Below are 21072 nucleotides of genomic sequence, written 5' to 3' on the forward strand. Positions count from 1 at the left end.
GTCAATCGACCCGGTTCGAGGGACTTCGTAGTTAATTTTCTAGCGTCAGGCGGCTTTCGGCGAGGTCTTCGCTTCGCGCGCTAAAATCGTTCAAATTTATTCCACTGCCGGAGCCCTTCGGAGTGTGAGCAATACCCCAGCCTTAAGTTTTGATTAAGCGTCCCCAAACTGGGGTGACGCCCAAAAACAGGGGCTAACATCGTGAATACGATCGTCGATACCGGCATCACCGGCTCAGAGAGCATCCCGAACGGCGACGTCGTCGTCCAGAAGGTGCCGCAGAACGACGCCTTCACCGTCGCCGAGAACGCCGGCTTCGTGGGCAACGTGCGAGCCGACAACGGCTCGGGCGCCGATTCCCCGCTGCTGGCCATCACCGAGGTCAACGGCCAGGCCGCCGCCGTCGGGGTGAAGATCCTGCTGCCGTCCGGCGCCTACCTGACCCTGCAGGCCAACGGCACCTTCCAGTACCTGACCAACGGGGCCTTCAATTCCCTGGGCGGCGCCGGATCCGGCGCCCAGAACCTGACCGCCACCGACAGCTTCACCTACACCGTCACCGGCGGCGCCACCGCCACCGCCACCATCACCATAAACGGCGTCGATGGCCAGGGCGATGTCCTGCAGGGCTCGGCCCTTGCTGACATCCTGAGCGCCGGCATCGGCAGCGACACCGTCAACGGCCTGACCGGCAACGACAGCATCGACGGCGGTGACGGCAACGACATCCTCAACGGCGGAGCCGGCGACGACACCATCCTCGGCGGCGAGGGCATCGACCGCCTGAACGGCGGCAGCGGCGCCGACGTCATGACCGGCGGCAAGGGCAACGACACCTACGTCGTCGATGACGCCGGCGACGTGGTCATCGAAGGGGCCGCCAGCGGCACGGATACCGTCGAGGCCAGCATCAGCTACCTGATGGGCGCCAACATCGAGACCCTGGTGCTGACCGGCGTCGCCGACATCAGCGGCATCGGCAACGCCTCCGCCAACCACATGACCGGCAACGCCGGGGCCAATGTGCTCAGCGCCGGGGCCGGTAACGACGTCGCCTACGGCCAGGGCGGCGACGACACCATCGCCGGCGGCGCTGGCGTCGACACCCTGTTCGGCGGCACGGGCAGCGACATCATCGACGGCGGCGACGGCGGCGACAAACTGTACGGCGAGGTCGGCGCCGACACCCTGATCGGCGGCCGCGACGCCGACTACATGGACGGCGGCTCGGGCGATGACGTCATCAACGCCGGCGGCGGCAACGACAACCTGATCGGCGGCCAGGGCAAGGACAGCCTGCGCGGCGGGGCCGGCAACGACGTCTACTACGTCGACAACCTGCTCGATCAGGTGTTCGAACTGGCCGGCGAGGGCGACGACCTCGTCCATTCGACCGTCAGCTTCGTCCTCAGCGGCAACGTCGAGGTGCTGCAGCTTGACGGCGCGGCGGCGATCAACGGCACCGGCGACGCCAGCTACAACCGCATCTACGGCAACGTCGCCTCCAACATCCTGGACGGCGGGGCCGGGGCTGACCTGATGGTCGGCGGCCAGGGCGCCGACGTCTACGTCGTCGACGATGCGGGCGACCAGACCGTCGAACTGACCGGCGAGGGCTCGGACACCGTCCGCGCCAGCCTGAACTGGACGCTGGGCGCCAACATCGAGAGCCTCGTCCTCACCGGGACGGCGGCCAACGGGACCGGCAACGCCGAAGGCAACAACCTGACCGGCAATGAGAGCGGCAACGTCCTCATGGGCCTGGACGGCAACGACAAGCTGGTCGGCAACGGCGGCGAAGACCGCCTGGTCGGCGGGGCCGGCAGCGACAACATCAACGGCGGCACGGGCAACGACCTCATCGAGGGCGGGGCCGGCAACAATGTGCTGACCGGCGGCAGCGGCGCCGACCGCTTCATGATCGGCGCCGACTCGGTGCGCCTGTCGGCCTCCAGCGCCCTGGCCCTGCAGACCGACCAGATCACCGACTTCTCGGCGGCTAACGGCGACCGCATCGACCTCTCGTCGATCGACGCCGACAGCGCCGTGGCCGGCGACCAGGCCTTCGCCTTCGTCTCCAGCTTCGGCTTCCACGCCGGCGAGGCGATGCTGACCTACGATCTGGCCAACAACCAGACCCTGGTCCGCCTCGACATCGATGGCGACGGCAAGGCCGACTACCAGCTGCGGGTCGACGGCGACGCCACCGGCGCGCCGGTGCTGACCGGGGCCTCGGCCCCGTCGGACGGTGGCTGGCTGCTCTAGGCCTGACCCAAAAATAGGCGTTAAAAATTCCACTGCCCGGGCCGAAAGGCCCGTGGCAAGGGAGCGCCCTTCATCGGCTCAGGTCCGCTCGGGGGGAGCGGCAGGCAGCGCGGGGGGAAGCGGCGGATCGGGGGGACCTGATCCGCCGCGACTATTTTGGGCTCCTGTCTGGGGAGCCGTTGGGGGCCTAGTCCCGGTCCTGCTCCAGCCAATCGGCCGACTGCATCTCTTCCAGCCGCGACACCGTGCGCTCGAACTCAAAGGCGCCCTCGCCCTCGGGATAGAGGTCGCGCGGGGCGACCTCGGCCAGGGTCACCAGCCGCACCTTCGCCTCGTAGAGGGCGTCGACCAGGGTGTTGAACCGCCGGGCGGCCGAGCGCCGGGCCGGGGTCAGGCGCGGCACGTCCTCCAGGAAGACGGTGTGGAAGCGGCCGGCGATGGCCAGGTAGTCGTTGGGGCCCAGCGCCGTGTCGCAGAGGCTGGCGAAGCTGGCCCGGACCAGGCCGCCGCTGGCCCGCGGCAGGTGAACCTTGCGGCCCAGCACTTCCAGGCTCGCGCCGGTCTCCGGCTGGCCGTCCAGCATGTCGGCCCACAGGGCGTCGAAGGCGCGCTCATTGTCGGGGTCGAGCGGGGAAAGCCAGACGCGGGCGCTTTTCAGCCGGTCGAGGCGGAAGTCGGTCGGGCCTTTGACGGCCACCACCTCCATGCGGCTCTTCAGCATGTCGATGAAGGGCAGGAAGAGCTGGCGGTTGAGGCCGTCCTTGTAGAGGTCGTCCGGCGGCCGGTTGGAGGTGGCGACCAGGGTCACCCCGTGCTCGAACAGGGCCTCGAACAGCCGCCCCAGGATCATCGCATCGGCGATGTCGGTGACCTGCAGCTCGTCGAAGCACAGCAGCCGGGCCTGGCCGGCGATCAGTTCGGCGGTCGGGACGATGGGGTCGTCGCCTTTGGACTGGCCGAATCGGGCCTTGCGGGCGGCGGCGTCGCCCTTGCGCCAGGCGTCGATATGGCCGTGCACCTCGCCCATGAAGCCGTGGAAGTGGGTGCGACGCTTGCGGGTGACCGGGGCGCTGTCGAAGAACAGGTCCATCAGCATCGACTTGCCGCGCCCGACCGGACCCCACAGATAGACGCCCTTCTGGCTCTTGGGCTTGCGGCCGAACAGCGAGAAGCCGGGCTCGCCGGCCTGGTCGAGGTCGGCCTCCAGCCGGGACAGCGCCGCAACGGCCCGCTCCTGGGCCGCGTCCGGCTGGATGTCGCCCGCCTTGAGGCGGTCGCGATAGGCGGTGCGGACGGAGGACGGCATTGGTGTGGGGGTTAGCGCGGGCGGGCGGCGGCGGCAATTGTTGAAACGGAACAGTCGCCCGCCTGCCTCCGTGGTTCCGGCGGACGCCAAGATTAGTTGCTCCCCCTCTCGGGGGAGCTGGCAGCCGCGCAGCGGCTGACTGAGGGGGTCACCGCAGACGTTCGCGGGCGCGCTGACCTGACCGCCGGTGGGGACCCCCTCCACCACGCGCGTATCCGCGCGCGGTCCCCCTCCCCCGATGGGGGAGGAACTTAGTCCTTGGCCCCCAGGTCCTTGCGGACGAACCGATACGTCCGCACATCCTCGCAGGCGCAGGCCTTCATCGCACCGTCCTTGGTCCACCAGATGATGGTCGGATACTTCACCCCCGCCTCGCCGACCTGGACGCCATTCGCCGCCAGCAACGGCTTCAGGTCCGCCACCGCCTTGCGGCCGACCTCGACGACGGCGGTGCGCGCCATGTCGCCATCGGCGGGATGCAGGCCGGGCGCGGTCCAGGCTTCCACGGCCGTGCTGTTCCATTGTTCCCACAGGGGCCAGCTGCGGTTGATCCACAGCTCGGCGACGGTGGTGCGCTCCACGGGCGTCGACTTCTCCACCCCGCCGACATCGGCGCGGGCGATGGCGATGACGCGGGTGTCGACCCCGGCCGCCTGCAGCTTGGGCAGCTCCTCGGCGACATAGCGGATGCAGTCGGGGCAGCTGCGGAAGACGACGATGTAGGCCTTAGGGCCGCCGAGACCGGGCGAGACATAGCCGCTGCCCTCAAGGATCTTGACGATCTCGGCCTGGTTCTTCGTCACCGTCGCCGGACGCCAGCGAGCGTCGAACCACCACCAGGCGAAGACGGCCGCCAGGGCCAGCACGACGATCACGACCAGCCAGAAGATGAACTTGCCCAACGGCGCGGCTCCTTGCGCGGATCAGAGGAGTCTCTATCCCTTGCCCTTCAACGCGCGGCAAGCCGCCTCGCCCCATGCCGGGAGCCCCCTTGGCCGAACGTCCGCCCCCGCCGCCCCTGTCGCAGGCCACGCTGGCGCCCGGCCTCTATCTGGTGGCGACGCCGATCGGCAATCTGCGCGACATCACCCTGCGGGCGCTGGACGTGCTGAACGCCTGCGACGTGGTGCTGGCCGAGGACACCCGGGTCACCGCCAAGCTGCTCAACGCCTATGGCCTGTCGAAGAAGCTGCTGCGCTATGACGAGCATTCGGCGGCCCAGGCCGGCCCGAAGATCCTGCGGATGCTGGAGGACGGCGCCCGCATCGCCCAGTGCAGCGACGCCGGCACCCCGATGGTCAGCGATCCGGGCTCGCGGCTGGCCATCGAGGCCATCGCGGCGGGCCATGCGGTCTTCCCCATTCCCGGCGCCTCGGCCCCGCTGGCGGCCCTGACCCTGGCCGGCCTGCCGACCGACCGCTTCATGTTCGTCGGCTTCGCTCCGCCCAAGAGCGCGGCGCGGCGCACCTTCCTGGGCGAGCTGAGCAACATCCGCTCGACCCTGATCTTCTTCGAGAGCGGCCCGCGCCTTGCCGCCTCCTTAGGTGACATGGCCGCCGTGCTCGGCGATCGCCCGGCCGCCGTCTGCCGCGAGCTGACCAAGCTGCACGAGACCTGCGTGCGCGGCCGCCTTTCCGAACTGGCCGCCGATCCCAAGCTCGACGACCCCAAGGGCGAGATCGTCGTCGTCGTCGGGCCCGGCGAGGATGAGGTCGCCACCGAGGCTGACGCCGATGCGGCGCTCGCTGAGGCCCTGACCCGTCTGCCGCCCGGCGAGGCCGCTTCCGAGGTGGCCAAGGCGCTGGGGGTCAATCGCCGGGAGCTTTATCGCAAGGCGCTGGCCATGAAGGATACCCGGTGAGTCAGGTCCGCAGCGCCCGGGGTGGGGCGGCGCGCCTTTCCGGCCGCCGGGCCGAGATCTGGGCGGCGCTGGCCCTGATGCTGCGTGGCTACCGCATCCTCGGCTTTCGCCTGAAGACGCCGCAGGGCGAGATCGACCTCCTGGCCCTGAAGGGCCGCACCCTGGCCGTGGTCGAGGTCAAGAGCCGCACCACCCCGGAAGCGGCCCTGGAGGCGGTGCGTATCGAACAGCGCGAGCGGCTCCGCCGGGCCGGCGTCCAGCTGGCGGCGAACCGACCGGCCCTGAAAGGCGTTACGGTGCGGCTTGACCTGATCGCCCTGTCTCCGGGCAAATGGCCGCGTCATATTCCCGACGCGTGGCCAGATGGCTATTAGAGGCTCATGACCCGGCAGGATGCGGAACAGCTGTTGGCCCAGGCAGGCGAGGCGCCCGACGACGCCTTCCCCCTGTTCGACGCCGCCCTGGCCTGCGCCGTGCACGAGGATCCCGACCGCGACACCGGCCCGGCCATGGAACTGGGCCGCGAGGCCGTCGAGAAACTGGCCGCCCGTCTCGACAAGGAAAGCCCCGAGGAGGCCATCGCCGAGGCCATGGCCGGCGACCTGCGGCTTGAGGGCGATGTGATCACCTACGACAGCCCGGCCAACGCCGACCTGATCCACATGGTCGAGCGCCGCAAGGGCCTGCCGGTCATGCTGGGGGTGGTCTACATCCACGCCGCCCGGGGCTGCAAACTGCAGGTCCACGGCGTCGACTTCCCCGGCCACTTCCTGCTGCGCATCGAGACCCGCGAGGGGCCGATGGCGCTCGACCCGTTCAGCGAGGGCCGCATCGTGCTGCCGTCGGAGCTGTCGCGGCGGGCCCTGCGGGCCGGCCTGACCCCCGACGTGGCCAGCCGGCTGGAGGCGCTGATGGCCCCGGTCAGCGACCGCGCCGTCCTCATCCGCCTGCAGAACAACATCTTCGCCCGCGCCCAGCAGCGGGCCGACTGGCCGGCCGCCGAACGCTCGGCCCTGCGCCGCGCCCTGCTGAACCCGCAAGACCACCGCCCCTGGCTCGACGTGGCCAGAGCCCGCGAAGGGCAGGGCGCCCTGGCCGGGGCCCTGGAGGCGCTGGGCCGCGCGACGATCCTCGACGGCGGCGCGGCGGTCTCGGCCCGGGCGGCGCGCGAGCGGGTGCGTATGCAGCTGAACTGACGCGGCCATCAGGCAAAACCGCCGCCGCGCCCCTTCCAAACCCTCCGCCCGCCCCTCAAGTTAGCGGACGTCACTTCGTTGGAGCTCCCATGACCTTGCGCGTCGCCGTCCAGATGGACCCGGTCCACGGGATCAACATCGATACCGACACCAGCTTCCTGATGATGGAGAACGCCCAGGCGCGCGGCCACAAGCTCTGGGTCTACACCCCCGACAAGCTCTCCCTGGAAGAGGGCAGGGTGCTGGCCCGGGCCATCCCGGTCACCATCCGGCGCGAGAAGGGCAACCATGTCACCGCCGGCGAGCCGGTGCTGCTCGACCTCGGAGCCGAGATCGACGTGGTGCTGATGCGCCAGGATCCGCCCTTCGACATGGCCTACATCACCGCCACCCACTTCCTCGACGCCATCCATCCCCGCACCCTGGTCGTCAACAACCCGACCGAGGTGCGCAACGCCCCGGAAAAGCTCTACGTCACCACCTTCCCGGGCGTGCAGCCGCCGACCCTGATCACCAGCGACGCCGAGGCCATCCACGACTTCCAGGCCCGCCACGGCGACATCGTGCTGAAACCCCTCTACGGCGGCGGCGGCTCGGGTGTGGTGCGGCTGAAGAAGGACGATCCCAACCTCGACGCCCTGCTCGAACTGCACGCCCTGATCGGCCGCGAGCAGGTCATCGCCCAGAAGTTCATCCCGGCCGTCAGCAAGGGCGACAAGCGCATCCTGCTGGTCGACGGCCAGCCGGTCGGGGCCATCAACCGGGTGCCGGCCGATGGCCAGGTGCGCTCCAACCTGGCCCGCGGCGGCCGGGCTGAGGCGGTCGAGCTGACGAAACGCGACCTGGAACTCTGCGCCATCATCGGTCCGGACCTGAAGAAGCGCGGCCTGCTGTTCGTCGGCATCGACGTCATCGGCGACTACCTGACCGAGATCAACGTCACCTCCCCGACCGGCGCCCAGCAGCTGAAGCGGTTCGGCGGGCCGGACGTGACCGAGGTGATGTGGGACCGCATCGAGGCGATTCGCGCCGGCGCCTGAACCGCCGCGCCGGGTGTTTTCTCCTCCAGGTTGCATTATGTCGATATCTTGTTAAGGTTCACGCCTCGGCAAACAGCCTTTGGGGGCGGACATGCGTGGCTTGGCAATCGCGGGACTTGCGACGGCGATCGTGATCGGGGTGACCGGGTTCGGAACAGTCCGCAGCACGGTGCTTGGCCAGGACGCCGAGCATGAGCGCATCACCCGTCAGGGAATGAGCACGGGTGGTCCCCTGCTCGGGCCCTGGACCCTGTCGGAGCTGGCCGGCGAGAACGGCACCTGGGGCGCGGTGGGCGCGCCGGACAATCCGGCCAGGGGCCTGATGTCCTCGATGGAGAACCACTGCGACGGCGCTGACTGGTTCGACGAGAAGGACTATCCGCAGAGCCGGCAGGACGCCCAGAAGAAGCTCGAGGCCTGCCGGGGCTACATCTTCGCGCGGCTGCATGACGCGGTGCGGGACGCGGGCCCCCTGGTCGAGAAGAACCCGGGCGGGCAGTGGGTTGTGCGGGCCGACCAGATGACGAGCAAGCCCAACGACTGCAGCTACCTGGGCTTCAAGGGCCGGGCCAAATGCAACGTGCTGGAGGACATGGGCCTGGCGCTGCACGCTTCGCAGGACTTCTATTCCCACTCCAACTGGGTGGATCAGTCCGATCCTGGCCGCAAGGTGGCGCGAGACAATCCGCCTGGCCTGAACAACCCGGTCCGCGCCCCCTGGCTTGACCCGCGCAAGCCGGGCGAGGCGTTTCCCAGCGGCCTGATCAGCGGCTGCTACGACGGTTTCCCGGAGTTCAGCCACTGCAACTACGGCTTCTGGAACTGGTCGCGGGTCAAGCACGACTACCTGAACAAGGACGGCAGCGGAAAGACCCGGGCCAAGATCAAGGACAACTTCAGCCGCGCCTTCAACGTCGCGGCCACGGACACCTACGACAAGTGGATGTGGATGGAGAGCGAGATCATGCGGACCTATCCAGGCGCCCAGGGCTCGCAGATCATCTGCGCCCTGCGCCGGGACTCGGCCTCCAGCTGCGGCGTCTGAGAAAATGCGACGGGCGTGAACCGGGGTGAAACCACGCCCGCGCCAGACTGGAGGCATGACCGTCACGCCGCCCGTCACCATCGATCTGGCCTTCATGCTGGCCATGGCCGCCCTGCTGGCCATCGCGCCGGCGCTGGTCGCCTGCTGGCTGGGCCGGCGGCTGGTGGTTCCGGTGGTGCTCAGCTACGCCTTCGCCATGGCCGGGGTGGTGCTGGTGACCAAGACGGCGTTTCCGGCCTTCTGTGGCGTCATCGTCTGGCTGGGCGGGTCCGTCTGGGTGGCGATGACCGAGAAGCGCAAGCGCGAGGATCGCGGCCGGGTCTACGAGAGCCCGACCCGCTACCTCGATTGACACCGCTGTCTTCCGATCTGAGCTTATGACAGCTAGATGACTGTTTGTGCTCAGCTTCCCGTCTGGTTCTATATTTGTTCTTGATTTGAGCCGCCGCTCGTGCTGGTCTTGTGGATAAGTAGCATAAGTTCAAGCACTTAAGCGCGGGCGGGGGGAACATGGTCGCCAAGGTCGTCACCGTCGCCTTCCAGGGGGTCGAAGCCCGGCGCGTTGACGTCGAGGTGCAGCTGACCGGCGGCGAACCCCACATCGTCATCGTCGGCCTGGGCGATAAGGCGGTGGCCGAGAGCCGGGAGCGGGTGCGGGGCGCCTTTACCGGACTTGGGCTGTCGATGCCCGGACAGCGGATCATCATCAATCTGGCGCCCGCCGACCTGCCCAAGGAGGGCAGCCACTACGACCTGCCCATTGCCCTGGCGATGATGGGGGCGATGGGGATCATCCCTCAGGATTCGCTCAACGGCTGGGCGGCGATCGGCGAGATGTCGCTGGATGGGACCATAGCGCCGGTGGCCGGGGCTCTGCCGGCCGCCATCGCCGTCGGGGCCATGGACCTGGGCCTGATCTGTCCGGAAGCCTGCGGCCCGGAGGCCGCCTGGGCCGGTGAAACGCGCATCCTGGCGCCGCGCTCGCTGATCGGGCTGATCAACCATTTTCGCGGCACCCAGATCATGGCCGCGCCGCGCCCCGGCGAGGTCATCCAGTCCACGGGCGGTCCCGATCTGCGCGACGTGCGCGGCCAGGAGCAGGCCAAGCGGGCGCTGGAGATCGCCGCCGCCGGTGGTCACAACCTCTGCTTCGTCGGGCCGCCCGGCTCGGGCAAGTCGATGCTGGCCCAGCGGCTGCCGGGCCTGTTGCCGCCGTTGACGGCTTCGGAACTGCTGGAGACCAGCATGGTCCATTCGGTGGCTGGCCTGATCGCCAAGGGGACGCTGACCCGCGACAGGCCGTTCCGCAGCCCCCACCACAGCGCCAGCATGGCGGCCCTGACCGGCGGCGGCATCAAGGCCAAACCCGGTGAAGTGAGCCTGGCGCACAACGGCGTGCTGTTCCTCGACGAGCTGCCCGAGTTCGGCGTCCAGGCGCTCGACAGCCTGCGCCAGCCCCTGGAAACCGGCGAGGTGATGGTCGCCCGGGCCAACTTCCACATCCGCTATCCGGCCCGGGTGCAGCTGGTCGCGGCCATGAACCCCTGCCGCTGTGGGCATGGCGGGGCCGGCAAGGGCGCCTGCGGCAAGGCTCCGCGTTGCCAGCGCGATTACCAGGGCCGGGTATCGGGGCCGCTGATGGACCGCATCGACCTGGCCGTCGACGTGCCGCCGGTCACCGCCGCCGACCTGGCCCTGCCGCCGCCGGCCGAGGGCACGGCGCAGGCCGCCGCCCGGGTCGCCGCCGCCCGCGCCCTGCAGGCGGCCCGCGCCGCGCAGGCCGGCGAAGGCGCCCCGGCGCTCAATTCCCGCGCCGACGGCGACTTCCTCGAAAAGGCCCTGGCCCTCGATGACGCCGCCCGCACCCTGATGTCCCGCGCCGCCGAGGCCGGCCGGCTGACCGCCCGCGGCTGGACCCGCACCCTGCGCCTGGCCCGCACCATCGCCGACCTCGACCAGGCCGAGGGCGTGCGCCGCATCCACGTCGCCGAGGCGCTGATCTACCGCCGCACCGGGCCCGGGACGGAGGAGGGCGTGGCGGCTCCGTCCAGCTTTGGGGCCGGTTTCGGCCGGATGCCGATCTAGACCCCCGCAATCGCCTCAAGCGCGGCGGCGAGACGATCGGGGGCCGAGAAGAAGGGGGAGTGATCGGTCTCCAGGGTGATCACCGGGTCACAGGGCAGGGCCGCCTGCATGGCGCGCTGCAGCGCCAGGGGGACGGCAAGGTCCTCGGTGCATTCGATGTAGGCGCGGCGGACGGCGCCGAAGCGCGCCTCGCTGAGGCTGAGCGGCGTGCTGAACACCACCATCGGCTCGGGGGTCAGCTGGTCGGCGGCGCGGGCGGCCCAGTCGGCCGGGGTGGTGTTGTAGAAGGTCGGGGCCACGAGCTCGCGCGGGATCACGCTCGTGCCGTCCGGCCGCATCTCCATCTGGTTCTCGCTTCCCTCGAGAAGCGGCGCGAGGACGGTCATCATGCTGGCTCCGTCGGGGATCAGCATGGCGGCCAGGTAGGCGAGGCATCGGATCTTCTCGGGAACCCGCTCGGCGACCTCGCTGATGACGACGCCGCCGCGGCTGTGGCCCACCAGAACGACGGGCTCGGCCTGGGCCCGGACGAGGTCCGCGACCTGGTCGGCCCAGCGGGCCAGGCTGACCTGGGCGAGGGGCGTCCTGTCCGGTCCCATGCCCAGGAGGTCAGGCGCGATCACCCGATGCCCGCGCGCCTCCAGGATCGGCGCGAGCCGCTCCCAGCACCAGCCGGCGTGCCAGGCGCCGGACACCAGGATGAAGGTGGCCATGGTCTTTCCCCCTCGTCTTTTTGCGCAACCTAGCGGACGGCCGGGCGGATCACGAGGGCCTTGGAGGGCCGAGGCCGCGGCAGGTTGGTGGGGACGCGGCGGGACCTCGCGCGGTGTTGATCGGGTCCCCATCGACAGAACGTGAGTCTCCGACTTGAGTCGCTATGCACAATGTGGGATGGTTTGAGGCATAGAACTTTCGGGGGCGATGGCAGTACTTGCCGCGTCACGTAGTTTATATGCCGTTAGCTCTATTCGCGTTCCGAACCGGGACGCGGCCCGAGTATTGTTCGGGATTCGGCTCCCCGTGGGCCGTCGGTGTCCGGCAGCAGCGAAGGCGTAACTATTGGTCAACACGACCGTAGAGATACAACTTCTGGGAGGTGTCGCGATTCACCGCGACGCCAAGCCGTATCGACTGCCGTTGTCGGGCGTCACCCTGGAGGTGATGGCCTATCTGCTCTGTCAGGGCCGGGAGGTGCGGCGGGAGACGCTGGCCGGGCAGTTCTGGGAGGACGCCGAGCCGGGCCGGGCCCGCGCCGCCCTCAACACCGCCCTGTGGCGGATCAACAAGCAGGCGGGTCAGCCGCTGGGACTGGACCTGGTCTCGACCGGCGAGACGGTGGTGCTGGGCCTGGGCGAGGCGGGCCTGGATATCCGCGAGCTGGAGGCGGCGGTGCGGGCGGCGGTGCGCGAGGGCGAGCCGGCCGGCGACCTGGGGCCGGCGCTGCGGGCGCGGCTGATCACGGCGGTCGAGGGCTATGGCGGGCCGTTTCTGGGCGGGGCCGGCGGGGCCTGGGCGGTGGTGCAGCGGGAGCGGCTGTTCAATCTGTACCTGCGGGCCATCGGCCTGTTGATGTACGACTGCGGCCTGCGGCGGCGGTACGAGGACGCCCTGGACTACGGCCGCCGCCTGCTGGCCGCCGATCCGTTCCACGAGCAGGCCCAGTGCCAGGTGATGTGGCTGTACGTGCTGAGCGGCCAGCGGGTGCGGGCGCTGATGCAGTACCGCGACTACGAGGCGCTGCTGCGGCGGGAGATGGCCATCCGGCCGATGCCGGAGACCTGCGCCCTGTTCGAACTGATCCGCGCCGACCTGCCCGCCGCCGAGGGGCTGGACGCGGCGGCGGCGGCCGGGCGGCGGTCCGGCGACCTGGTCGGGCGGCTGATGAGCGTCATCGCCGACTCCCGGGCCGGCTTCTACCAGGCCCACCAACCCGGGGCCTGATCCGTCCCTCCCCGAATTGGGGAGGGCAGGCGGGCGTTGCCCGCCGGGTGGGGAAGTCGGCCACGGCTTCATAAGCCGACCGTCCTTCCGCAACGATCCAACCCACTTCCCCACCCGACGCGCGCACCGCGCGTCTGCCCTCCGCATTCGGGCAGGGCGGTGATGGTGCTGTGATCGTCCGGTGATGAGCTGGCGAGACCCGCGTCTGCCCACCGAAGAGTCCTCGTCCATCCCCGAGCGCCCGCCGCGACCATCGGCCGACAAGCGAGCCGGCCAGAGGGCGGGCCTAGCCTGTTCGTAATGAGCGACGCGCACCTGGTCAGACCCGACGGCGCCTTCGAGCGCCACGTCTTCGTCCTTCGGGCGAGACGGACGGCCGCGCCCGGCCAGTCGGCCGAGGAACCGGCGTCGCCCCTGCGGGTCGAGCTCGACTGCCCAGGCGAGGCGGACACCCGCCGGTTCGTCGGCATCGATCCTGTCCTCACCTACCTGCGAGGCCGGCTGACGGCCATCGCCGAGCACGGCGGCGCGCCGCCTTCCCCCACACGCGCGATCTGACGGAGACCTGCCGATGTACCAGCATCCTGGCGTCTATGTGGAGTACCTGCCCAGCGGCCTGCTGGCCATCGAGGCGGCCTCGACCTCCGTGGCCGCCTTCGTCGGCCCGGTGAAGCGCGGCCGGCTGAACCAGCCGGTGTTCGTCACCTCGCCCAGCCTCTTCGCCCAGCAGTTCGGGGTGCTCGACGACGGCCGCTCTGGCGTCCGCGACCTGGGCGCCGCGCCGGATGCCTTCGGGCTGGCGGTCAACGCCTTCTTCAACAACGGCGGCTCCAAGGCCTATATCGTGCCGGTCGGCGGGGCCGGCGGCCGGTCGGCGATCGGCGCCCTGGGCGTGCCCGACAACCCCGCCGACGGCTTCTACTTCACGGCCAAGTCGGACGGCGAGTGGGCCAACGGCCTGGAGGTCCGGTTCCGCCAGACCGACCCCAGCGATCCGAGCCTGGGCTACATCCTGGCGCTCGGCCTGACGGTCGAGGGCCGGTTCAAGGCGCTGGAGCAGTTCACCGACCTGCGCCTGGACCCCAATGACGGCCGCTACCTGCCCAGCCGGGTCAGCGCCCAGTCGCAGCTCGTCTCGGTCAGTCAGCTGGCGATCGCCGCCGCCGGGGCGGGACAGACGGCGGCCCTGCTGAGCGCGCCGCTGGCGGCTCTCGACCCGACGACCATCGCCACCGGCCTCACTCTGTCGGTGGTGGTTTCCGGCGCGCCGGCGGTGGTCGTCACCTTCGACGGAACGGCCACGACCCTCGAGGACCTGGCCGAGGCCATCCAGACCCAGGTGCGCACCGGCGCCACGGCGGGTACGCCCAGAGCCGGCTTCCTGGCCCAGGTGACCCGCGACCGGCGGTTGCTGCTGATCGCCGGGGCCCCGTTCACCGGCACGTCGGTGGTCACCGCCACCGCCGGCACGGCGCGCCTGGCGCTCGGCCTCGATCCGACCGTGCTGGACGGCGCCGACCTGGCCTCGACCGTGATCGTCGGGGCCGACATCGCCGGCCTGACCCTGGCGGTCACTTCCGGGGCGGCGACGCGGACCATCACCTTCGCGGCGACCACGACCAGCCTCGGCGCCGCCGCCACCCTGATCACCGATGCCTTCGCCCGGGCCGCCATCCCGCCCGAAACGGGCGTCGCCCTGCCGACCTTCGCGGCCACCGTGTCGGGGACCCGGCTGGTGATGTCGGTCTCCGACGGCGCCGGCTCCCGGGCCATAAGCGTCACGCCGGCGGCCGGCGACGCCAGCGCCCTGCTCGGGCTGACGGCCACCAGTACGGCCCGGCGGCCCTCGACCCTGAGCTATCCGGCCGCCTTCGACACCGTCACCCGCACGGCATCGACCTCGCTGATCGGCGGCGTCGACGCCGGGGCGCCGGCCAATACAGACTACACCGCGGCCTTCGAGGTCCTGCGCGATTTCCGGGACGTCAGCATCGTCCTGCTGCCGGGCAAGACCTGGATCAAGGGCGGCGACAACGGGGCCATCGACGCGGCCATCACCCACGCCGAATACATGGGCAACCGCATGGTCATCGTCGATCCGCCCAACCCGCGGGTCAGCGACGAGCTGACCTCGCCCAAGGCCTTCCTCGACCTGGGGGCGCCCAACTCCTCGTTCACCGCCCTCTACTATCCGTGGCTGACGGTGGCCAACCCGTTCCACGATCCCGATACGGCGGCCAACAAGCCCAAGGTCTTCGACCTGCCGCCCTCGGCCTTCGCCGCCGGCCTCTGGGCCCGTATCGACGGCTCGCGCGGGGTGTGGAAGGCCCCGGCCGGGCTGGAGGCGACGGTGCGCGGAGCCCAGGGCGCCAACATCGTCATCGGCAACGAGTACCAGGACAACCTCAACGAATGGGGCGTCAACTGCATCCGCTCCATCCAGGGCCCGGCGGTGCTGTGGGGCGCCCGCACCCTGGCCGCCAAGGCCAAGCCGGAGTTCCGCTACATCCCGATCCGGCGGACCGAGAGCATGATCGGGGAAAGTCTCTATCGAGCCCTGCAGAGCGTGGTCTTCGAGCCCAATGACCACAAGCTGTGGGCCTCGTTGCGGGCCAGTTCCAACGACTTCATGGACGGGCTGTTCCGGGCCGGCGCCTTCCAGGGCGAGAAGGCGTCGGAGGCCTTCTTCGTTCGCTGCGGCCTGAACGCGACCATGACCCAGGGCGACATCGACGCCGGCATCGTCCGGCTGGTGGTCGGTTTCGCCCCGCTCAAGCCCGCCGAGTTCGTCGTCGTCCAGATCCAGCAGATCGTCGGCCGCAGCGCCTGACCGGTCGTCGCTCCAAGGAGATCCTGACCCATGCCAGCCCCCATGTTCCCGGGTAGCTCGACCACCCACGATCCCTACCGGACCTTCAAGTTCCAGGTGGTGATCGGCGGCAAGACCGTGGCCGCCGCCTCCAAGCTCAGCGCCCTGAAATCCACCCGCGAGGTGGTCAAATGGCGGTCCGCCGGCGATCCCTCGCAGCAGCGGGTGATTCCAGGCGGCACCTCCTACGAGGCGGTGACCCTCGAACAGGGCCTCAGCCACGATCCCGTCTTCGAGGAGTGGGCCAACGCGGTGAACAACGCCGCCGAAGGCGACGCCGGCATGTCGCTCCTGCACTACCGCAAGACCGTGCAGATCCACGTCCTGAACCTGCAGGGCGTGCCGGCCCTGACCTACAGCCTCAAGCGCGCCTGGGTGTCGGAGTTCCAGGCCCTGCCGGAGCTGGACGCCAACAGCATGAACACCATCGCCATCCAGTCGATCACCATCCAGCACGAGGGCTTCGTCCGCGATCCCGGCACCGCCGAGCCGACAGAAACCTGATCGCCCGGCGGCCTGACCCATGCGTGCGGCGCAGACCTTCCCCCAAGCCTTTCCGCCGTATCGCCTGCGGGCGATCACCGGCGAGATCGAGCTGGCCATCGCCCAGGCGGCGGCGTCCGGCCGGCCAAGGGCGCGGCGGGTGACCCAGGTGCTGGCCACGGCCTTCGAGGAGGTCGGCGGGGCGGCGGTGAACGCCGACCTGGTCCGGTCGCTGGCCAGCGGTTCGCGGACCTGGCTGCTGCAGCAGCTGGCCAGCGCCTTCCGCAAGGCCGACGACTGGTTCGAGGGCCGCTGCCGGTCCTGCGACGCCGCCTACGACATGGGGGTCGACATCGCCGCCCTGCCGGTGAAGGCCCCGGAGGGCTCCTTCCCCGAGGTGACGGTGAAGACCTCGGCCGGGCGGCGCCGCTTCGAGTCGCCCAATGGCTTCCATGAGGAGGCGGTGGCCGGCGGAGACGGCGGCGATCCGCGCGGCCGGCTGATCGCCCTGGCCTGCCTGGACGGCGCGGCTGACTGGACGGCGACGGACCTGGTGCGGATCGAGGCGGCCCTTGAGGCCGGTGCGCCGGAGGTCGCCGAGGAAGCGGCCAGCGCCTGCCCGGCCTGCGGCGAGGCGACCACGGCGCGGATTGATCCTTTTGCCTTCGCCTTTCCGCGCGAGAGCGACCTCGTCGGCGAGATCCATCGGATGGCCAGCGTCTACCACTGGCGCGAGGCCGACATCCTGGCGCTGCCCTCACCGCGACGGCGGCGCTATCTCGACCTGATCGATCTGGAGCGGCGCGGGGCCCGGGGGCGGCCGCAATGAGCTTCCTGACCCGCCTGGCCAGCCGGGCCGCCGAGACGGCGGCTGATCCCTCGGCCCTGATGGCCAAGGACCGGCTGCTGCCGCGCCGCTTCCTCGGCCAGCGCGAGGTCGATCCCGAGGCGGAGGAGGCGGAAGAGGCCGCTCAGCCGGCCCGTCGCCAGGCGACTGGTGGCGGGCTGGCCCGCGAGATCACCACCGAGGGCACGAGTTGGGCCGAGGAGGATCAGGAGACGGCGACCACCGAGGGAACGCCCGCCCGCCGCGCCCCCGCCGCGCCTTCGCCGACCCTGATGCAGCCAGAGCGGACCCTGGGCGCGGGCGAGCCGCCGCCGGAGGAGGAGACGCCCAAGCCCGAAGCGGCCGCCGGCATCAAGCCGCCCAATCCGGCCCGGGCGCTGCATCGCCGCGCGGCCGACCCCGGGCCGGCCGCTCCGGCGGCGGTCCCGGCCGGCCCCGGCGCCCTGGCCGGCACGCAAGCCGGTGGACGGCCCGGCGAGGCGGCGCAGCAGGCGCCGTTCGCCGCCCTCGACACTGGCGGGATGGACTTTGGCGGCGATAACTGGGGCGCCGACGACTGGGCCGGCGACGACTGGGCCGAGGCCAGCGCGCCGGCCCAGACCGGTCCGCAAGCCATGGCGCCGATGGACTGGTCACCCCGTGAGAGCGCCGCGCCGCCCGCCTGGACAGCCCCGGCCCCGGCCGGCGCCGCCGGCTGGCGACCCTCCGCCGTCACCATCGAGCAGATCGATGTGCTGATCCACGAGCCCGCCCCCGCCGCCGCGCCCGACACCAGTCGCCGCGACCGGGCCCGGGCGATCGACGCCCGCTACCTGAGGAGGCTGTAGGTCATGGCCCTGCCGGCCTCTGCCCTGTCGATCGCTGTGGAGGGCATCACCGGCGCGGTGGTGGACCACTTCACCGCCATCGGCATGGACGTGGTCGCCAGCGCCGACACCCCGCTGGCCGCCGCCGACCGCGCCAAGGGGGCCAGCGCCAAGGACTGCGTGAACTTCTTCCTCTACCGGGTCGCGCCCTCGGCGCATCAGCCGCACCACGGCGTCGGCGATCCCCTGCTACTGCGCCTGTTTTGCCTGGTCACCGCCTTCTCGGCCAAGGCCCTGGCGGCCGGCGACGACAACCGCGACCTCAAGCTGCTCGGCGAGACCATCCGCTTCCTGCATGACGCCCCGATCCTGCCGCGCGCGCCGCTGGCGCCGTTGCCGCCGTCCCCGGGCGCGGAAGACACTCTCTACCGCCTGCAGACCATCCTGCTGGCCCCCAACATGGAAGAGATCAACCACATCTGGACCACCCAGGGCGGCGATCTGCCCTACCGCCTGTCGGCCGCCTACGAGTTCGCCGTGGTGCCGGTCGAGCCCCGCGTCCACCGCCGGCCGGGCCCGCCGGTGACCAGCGCCCGGGTGCAGGTGGACACGGTTCCGGACGCCAGGGTCGATCAGCCGACCCTGCCGCACGCGGCCTTCACCGGCGAGGCGCGCACCCATGCCCTTGAACCGCCGCCCGGCGCGCCGTCGCTGGCCGTCGGCTGGATTCCCGAGCTGTCGATCCAGTCGGCCGGGCGGCTGGTCAACGTCATCACCCTGCCGACAGCGACCACCAGCTTCACCCTGCCCCTGGCCCTGGCCGGCGAGCCCGGCGGGCGGGCGCGGCTGCAGGTGACCTGGCGGCGGGCCAACGGCACGATGGTCGGGGCCGGCTCGGTGGTCGTGCGCACCATCGCCACCGGCTACCTCGGGGCCCATGCGGCCCGCTTCGACCAGGCCCTGACCAAACCGGCGACCGCCGTCCGGATGCAGATCCAGGCCACCGCCGCCATGCCCGACGGCAGCCCGATCACCGACGCCCTGGGCTCCAGCCTGATCGAGGTGGTGTTCGGCCCATGAGCGAGACCCTCGACATCCCCGTCCTGGACGATCCTCCCACCCCGGAGCCGCCGGCCTTCGGGCTGGAAGCCGAATGGCGGCGGGTCAGCGCCCTGCTGACCCTGGCCGAGGCCTCCCGGGCCGGCGAGACCCTGCCGGACGAGACCCAGGCCGCCATCCGCGCCGCCGCCGACGCCGCCCGCGCCTGCCGCGCCCAGGGGGCCTGGGAGGGCCTGCGCCCGCTGCTCGGCGAGGGCCTGTTCGACGAGCTGGTGCAGCTCGACATCGACATTCTGGCCCTGGCCCTGGCGGGCGAGGCGATGCCGATCCTGGCCAGCCGTATCCAGGCGCTGCAGCCGATGGTCGGCCCCGATCCCAGCCTGGCCCTGATGCAGGAGCTGCTGCTGCTGGACGAGGCGGCCGAGGCCGACCTGCTGTTCGCCCGCCTGGCCCCGGAGGCGCCGCTGCAGGCCGGCCGGCTGCTGCGCATCGAGGGCGAACGGGCCTTCCAGACCGTACGCGCCGCCGCCCATGCGGCGACCGCCGTGCTCGGCCGGGCCACCGAGCTGGGTCCGCCGCCGGGCGCCTACCTGGCCACCCGCCGGGTCAGCTGGGACGACATGGTCCTGGCCCCCGCCACCCTGGCGGGCCTGAAGGAAATGGTCGCCTGGATCCGCAACCGGCACGTCGTCTTCAAGGACTGGGGGATGCGCCCCCTGGCCGGGCCGCTGGCCCTGTTCAACGGCCCCTCCGGCGTCGGCAAGTCCTACAGCGCGGCGGCCATTGTCACCCAGCTCAGTGAGGCGACAGGCGAGCCCTGGTCGCTCTACTGCCTCGACCTCGGCCGCATCCTGTCGAAGTACGTCGGCGAGACCGAGAAGAACCTCAACCGCCTGCTCGACGCCCTGCATGGCCGCCGCGCCGTGCTGCAGATCGACGAGGCCGACGGCCTGCTCGGCAAGCGCGGCGAGATCAGCGACGCCCGCGACCGCTACTCGAACCTCGAGGTTTCCCACATGCTGACCCGGTTCGAGACCCATGACGGACCGGTCATCCTGACCACAAATCTCCGATCGAATATCGATTCCGCCTTCCTGCGCCGCTTCCAGATCGTCGTCGACTTCCCGGCCCCCGACCGCGAGCAGCGCGAGCGGCTGTGGGAGCGGCTGCTGCCGCCGCGCGGACCGCGCGAGGACGTGGTGGCGGTCGAGGCCCTGGCGGCGGCGGCGGCCCTGGGCGGCGGGGCCATCCACAACGCCGCGGTGTTCGCCGCCGTGCTGGCCGCCGATGAGCGGGCCCCGCTCGGCTACCGCCACATCGCCCGGGCCGTCTGGCGGGAACTGGGCAAGGACAGCCGCCAGGTGCGCCGCTCCGAAGTCGGCTTCCTGGCCGATCACCTGGAGGCCATCCCATGAGGATCGAGCGGATGCGCATCCGGCTGCCGGCCCGGTTCCGGTCCGACGCGGCCGGGACGGCCCGGGCCATCGCCGAAGCGGTGGCTGGACAGGTCGCCCAGACGCCCGAGCCGCCGGCCCGCTTCAGCGTCGCCCTGGACGGCGGCGGGCGGCCTTCGCCCCTGCTGGCATCAGCGGCCGGCGACGCCGCGGGCCGCGTGACGGGAGCCAAGCCATGGCGGTGATCCGTAAGGGCATGCTGGTCGAGTACGGGCTGTCGATCCCGCCGCTGGCGCTGGTCTTCGACTTCAATCCCCAGCAGATCAGCCGCAGCCGGACGATCACCATCAAGACCGGGGCCTCGCCCGGCCTGCGCGGCGGCTACGACTTCACCACCCCGCTGGAGACGCCGCGTGTCGCCCAGGGCGTCGACATGCAGGCCGAGACCTTCTCGATCGACATCCTGCTGGACGCCACCGACAAGCTGAACGCCGGCGACCCGATCGCCGCCAAGTTCGGCGTGCAGCCGCAGATCGACACCCTGCGCTCGATGCTGGAGCCGAAGATCCAGGCGCCGTCGGGGGTCAAGGTGCTGGCCAGCCTCGACATCGGCGGAACGGCCAAGGCCTTCGAGCGCCAGGAGTCGGCCTCGGTGCTGATCTTCTCCTGGGGCATGCAGAACCTGCCCGTCTTCCTGACCGGGGTGGCCCAGAAGGAGGTGCTGCACCTGCCCTCCCTCGCCCCCTACCGGGCCGAGATGCAGCTTTCCATGCAGGTCATCGAGAGCGCCAACCCCTTCTACGCCGCCGAGAAGGTGCGCCAGACGGCGATGACCGCCCTCAACGCCGCCGACGTGGCCACGGGGATCTTCTGAC

Annotated in this window: 21 protein-coding genes; 18 read left to right on the forward strand and 3 right to left on the reverse strand. The window is 70.8% G+C overall.

The window, feature by feature from the left end:
* Window positions 1-201: 201 nt before the first annotated feature.
* Window positions 202-2265, forward strand: a complete 2064-nt coding sequence (locus AC1RSK_RS18665) for a calcium-binding protein (protein WP_492909115.1) — start codon at window positions 202-204, stop codon at window positions 2263-2265.
* A gap of 187 nt (window positions 2266-2452) precedes the next feature.
* Here the strand turns inward: AC1RSK_RS18665 and zapE are convergent, their stop codons facing one another.
* Both zapE and AC1RSK_RS18675 read right to left on the reverse strand, forming a co-directional pair.
* Complete coding sequence (zapE, locus tag AC1RSK_RS18670; RefSeq protein ID WP_492909116.1) at window positions 2453-3571, reverse strand: cell division protein ZapE; 1119 nt, start codon at window positions 3569-3571, stop codon at window positions 2453-2455.
* Between the two features lie 251 nt (window positions 3572-3822).
* Window positions 3823-4473 carry a hypothetical protein gene (locus AC1RSK_RS18675; RefSeq protein ID WP_492909117.1) on the reverse strand — a complete coding sequence of 217 codons (651 nt, stop codon included), beginning with the start codon at window positions 4471-4473 and terminating at the stop codon, window positions 3823-3825.
* A gap of 74 nt (window positions 4474-4547) precedes the next feature.
* On the opposite strand from AC1RSK_RS18675, the gene rsmI reads away from it, so the two are divergent.
* From rsmI to AC1RSK_RS18710, 7 genes are all read left to right on the forward strand, one after another.
* Window positions 4548-5432, forward strand: coding sequence for a 16S rRNA (cytidine(1402)-2'-O)-methyltransferase (gene rsmI / locus AC1RSK_RS18680; RefSeq protein ID WP_492909118.1), 885 nt, complete (start codon window positions 4548-4550; stop codon window positions 5430-5432).
* The gene (locus AC1RSK_RS18685) at window positions 5429-5806 is read left to right on the forward strand and encodes a YraN family protein (RefSeq protein ID WP_492909119.1); all 378 of its coding nucleotides are present in this window, start codon (window positions 5429-5431) and stop codon (window positions 5804-5806) included. Before rsmI ends, AC1RSK_RS18685 begins: the two co-directional genes overlap by 4 nt.
* A gap of 6 nt (window positions 5807-5812) precedes the next feature.
* On the forward strand, window positions 5813-6628 hold the full coding sequence (locus AC1RSK_RS18690) for a SirB1 family protein (protein ID WP_492909120.1): 816 nt from the start codon (window positions 5813-5815) through the stop codon (window positions 6626-6628).
* Window positions 6629-6717: 89 nt separating this feature from the next.
* Window positions 6718-7668 (forward strand): glutathione synthase, encoded by a 951-nt coding sequence (gshB, locus tag AC1RSK_RS18695; protein WP_492909121.1) that lies wholly within the window; start codon window positions 6718-6720, stop codon window positions 7666-7668.
* A 91-nt stretch (window positions 7669-7759) separates the two neighbouring features.
* Window positions 7760-8713 carry a hypothetical protein gene (locus AC1RSK_RS18700; RefSeq protein WP_492909122.1) on the forward strand — a complete coding sequence of 318 codons (954 nt, stop codon included), beginning with the start codon at window positions 7760-7762 and terminating at the stop codon, window positions 8711-8713.
* 55 nt (window positions 8714-8768) lie between these two features.
* A complete protein-coding gene (locus AC1RSK_RS18705) occupies window positions 8769-9065 on the forward strand; it encodes a hypothetical protein (protein WP_492909123.1) in 297 nt (98 codons plus the stop codon).
* A gap of 158 nt (window positions 9066-9223) precedes the next feature.
* Entirely contained in the window at window positions 9224-10798 is a 1575-nt protein-coding gene (locus tag AC1RSK_RS18710) for a YifB family Mg chelatase-like AAA ATPase (RefSeq protein WP_492909124.1), read from the forward strand.
* Here the strand turns inward: AC1RSK_RS18710 and AC1RSK_RS18715 are convergent.
* Window positions 10795-11511 carry an alpha/beta fold hydrolase gene (locus AC1RSK_RS18715; protein WP_492909125.1) on the reverse strand — a complete coding sequence of 239 codons (717 nt, stop codon included), beginning with the start codon at window positions 11509-11511 and terminating at the stop codon, window positions 10795-10797. The two genes, AC1RSK_RS18710 and AC1RSK_RS18715, sit on opposite strands and share 4 nt — an antisense overlap.
* A gap of 424 nt (window positions 11512-11935) precedes the next feature.
* Between AC1RSK_RS18715 and AC1RSK_RS18720 the strand changes: the two genes are divergently transcribed.
* The 10 genes from AC1RSK_RS18720 (at window position 11936) to AC1RSK_RS18765 (ending at window position 21071) form a co-directional block, all read left to right on the forward strand.
* Complete coding sequence (locus AC1RSK_RS18720) at window positions 11936-12739, forward strand: AfsR/SARP family transcriptional regulator (RefSeq protein ID WP_492909126.1); 804 nt, start codon at window positions 11936-11938, stop codon at window positions 12737-12739.
* Between the two features lie 300 nt (window positions 12740-13039).
* Window positions 13040-13297 (forward strand): hypothetical protein, encoded by a 258-nt coding sequence (locus AC1RSK_RS18725; RefSeq protein ID WP_492909127.1) that lies wholly within the window; start codon window positions 13040-13042, stop codon window positions 13295-13297.
* A gap of 13 nt (window positions 13298-13310) precedes the next feature.
* Window positions 13311-15569: a phage tail sheath subtilisin-like domain-containing protein gene (locus tag AC1RSK_RS18730; protein ID WP_492909128.1), complete on the forward strand. Its 2259-nt coding sequence runs from the start codon at window positions 13311-13313 to the stop codon at window positions 15567-15569.
* Window positions 15570-15599: 30 nt separating this feature from the next.
* Window positions 15600-16112 carry a phage tail protein gene (locus AC1RSK_RS18735; protein ID WP_492909129.1) on the forward strand — a complete coding sequence of 171 codons (513 nt, stop codon included), beginning with the start codon at window positions 15600-15602 and terminating at the stop codon, window positions 16110-16112.
* A 19-nt stretch (window positions 16113-16131) separates the two neighbouring features.
* The gene (locus tag AC1RSK_RS18740; protein WP_492909131.1) at window positions 16132-16920 is read left to right on the forward strand and encodes a hypothetical protein; all 789 of its coding nucleotides are present in this window, start codon (window positions 16132-16134) and stop codon (window positions 16918-16920) included.
* Window positions 16917-17765: a hypothetical protein gene (locus AC1RSK_RS18745; RefSeq protein WP_492909132.1), complete on the forward strand. Its 849-nt coding sequence runs from the start codon at window positions 16917-16919 to the stop codon at window positions 17763-17765. Before AC1RSK_RS18740 ends, AC1RSK_RS18745 begins: the two co-directional genes overlap by 4 nt.
* A 3-nt stretch (window positions 17766-17768) precedes the next feature.
* Window positions 17769-18824 (forward strand): Pvc16 family protein, encoded by a 1056-nt coding sequence (locus AC1RSK_RS18750; protein WP_492909133.1) that lies wholly within the window; start codon window positions 17769-17771, stop codon window positions 18822-18824.
* A complete protein-coding gene (locus AC1RSK_RS18755) occupies window positions 18821-20218 on the forward strand; it encodes an ATP-binding protein (protein ID WP_492909135.1) in 1398 nt (465 codons plus the stop codon). Before AC1RSK_RS18750 ends, AC1RSK_RS18755 begins: the two co-directional genes overlap by 4 nt.
* Window positions 20215-20442: a hypothetical protein gene (locus AC1RSK_RS18760; protein ID WP_492909136.1), complete on the forward strand. Its 228-nt coding sequence runs from the start codon at window positions 20215-20217 to the stop codon at window positions 20440-20442. Before AC1RSK_RS18755 ends, AC1RSK_RS18760 begins: the two co-directional genes overlap by 4 nt.
* A complete protein-coding gene (locus AC1RSK_RS18765; RefSeq protein ID WP_492909137.1) occupies window positions 20433-21071 on the forward strand; it encodes a hypothetical protein in 639 nt (212 codons plus the stop codon). Before AC1RSK_RS18760 ends, AC1RSK_RS18765 begins: the two co-directional genes overlap by 10 nt.
* Window position 21072 lies beyond the last annotated feature (1 nt).

The sequence above is a fragment of the Caulobacter sp. GW821-FHT11A05 genome, from assembly GCF_058809015.1.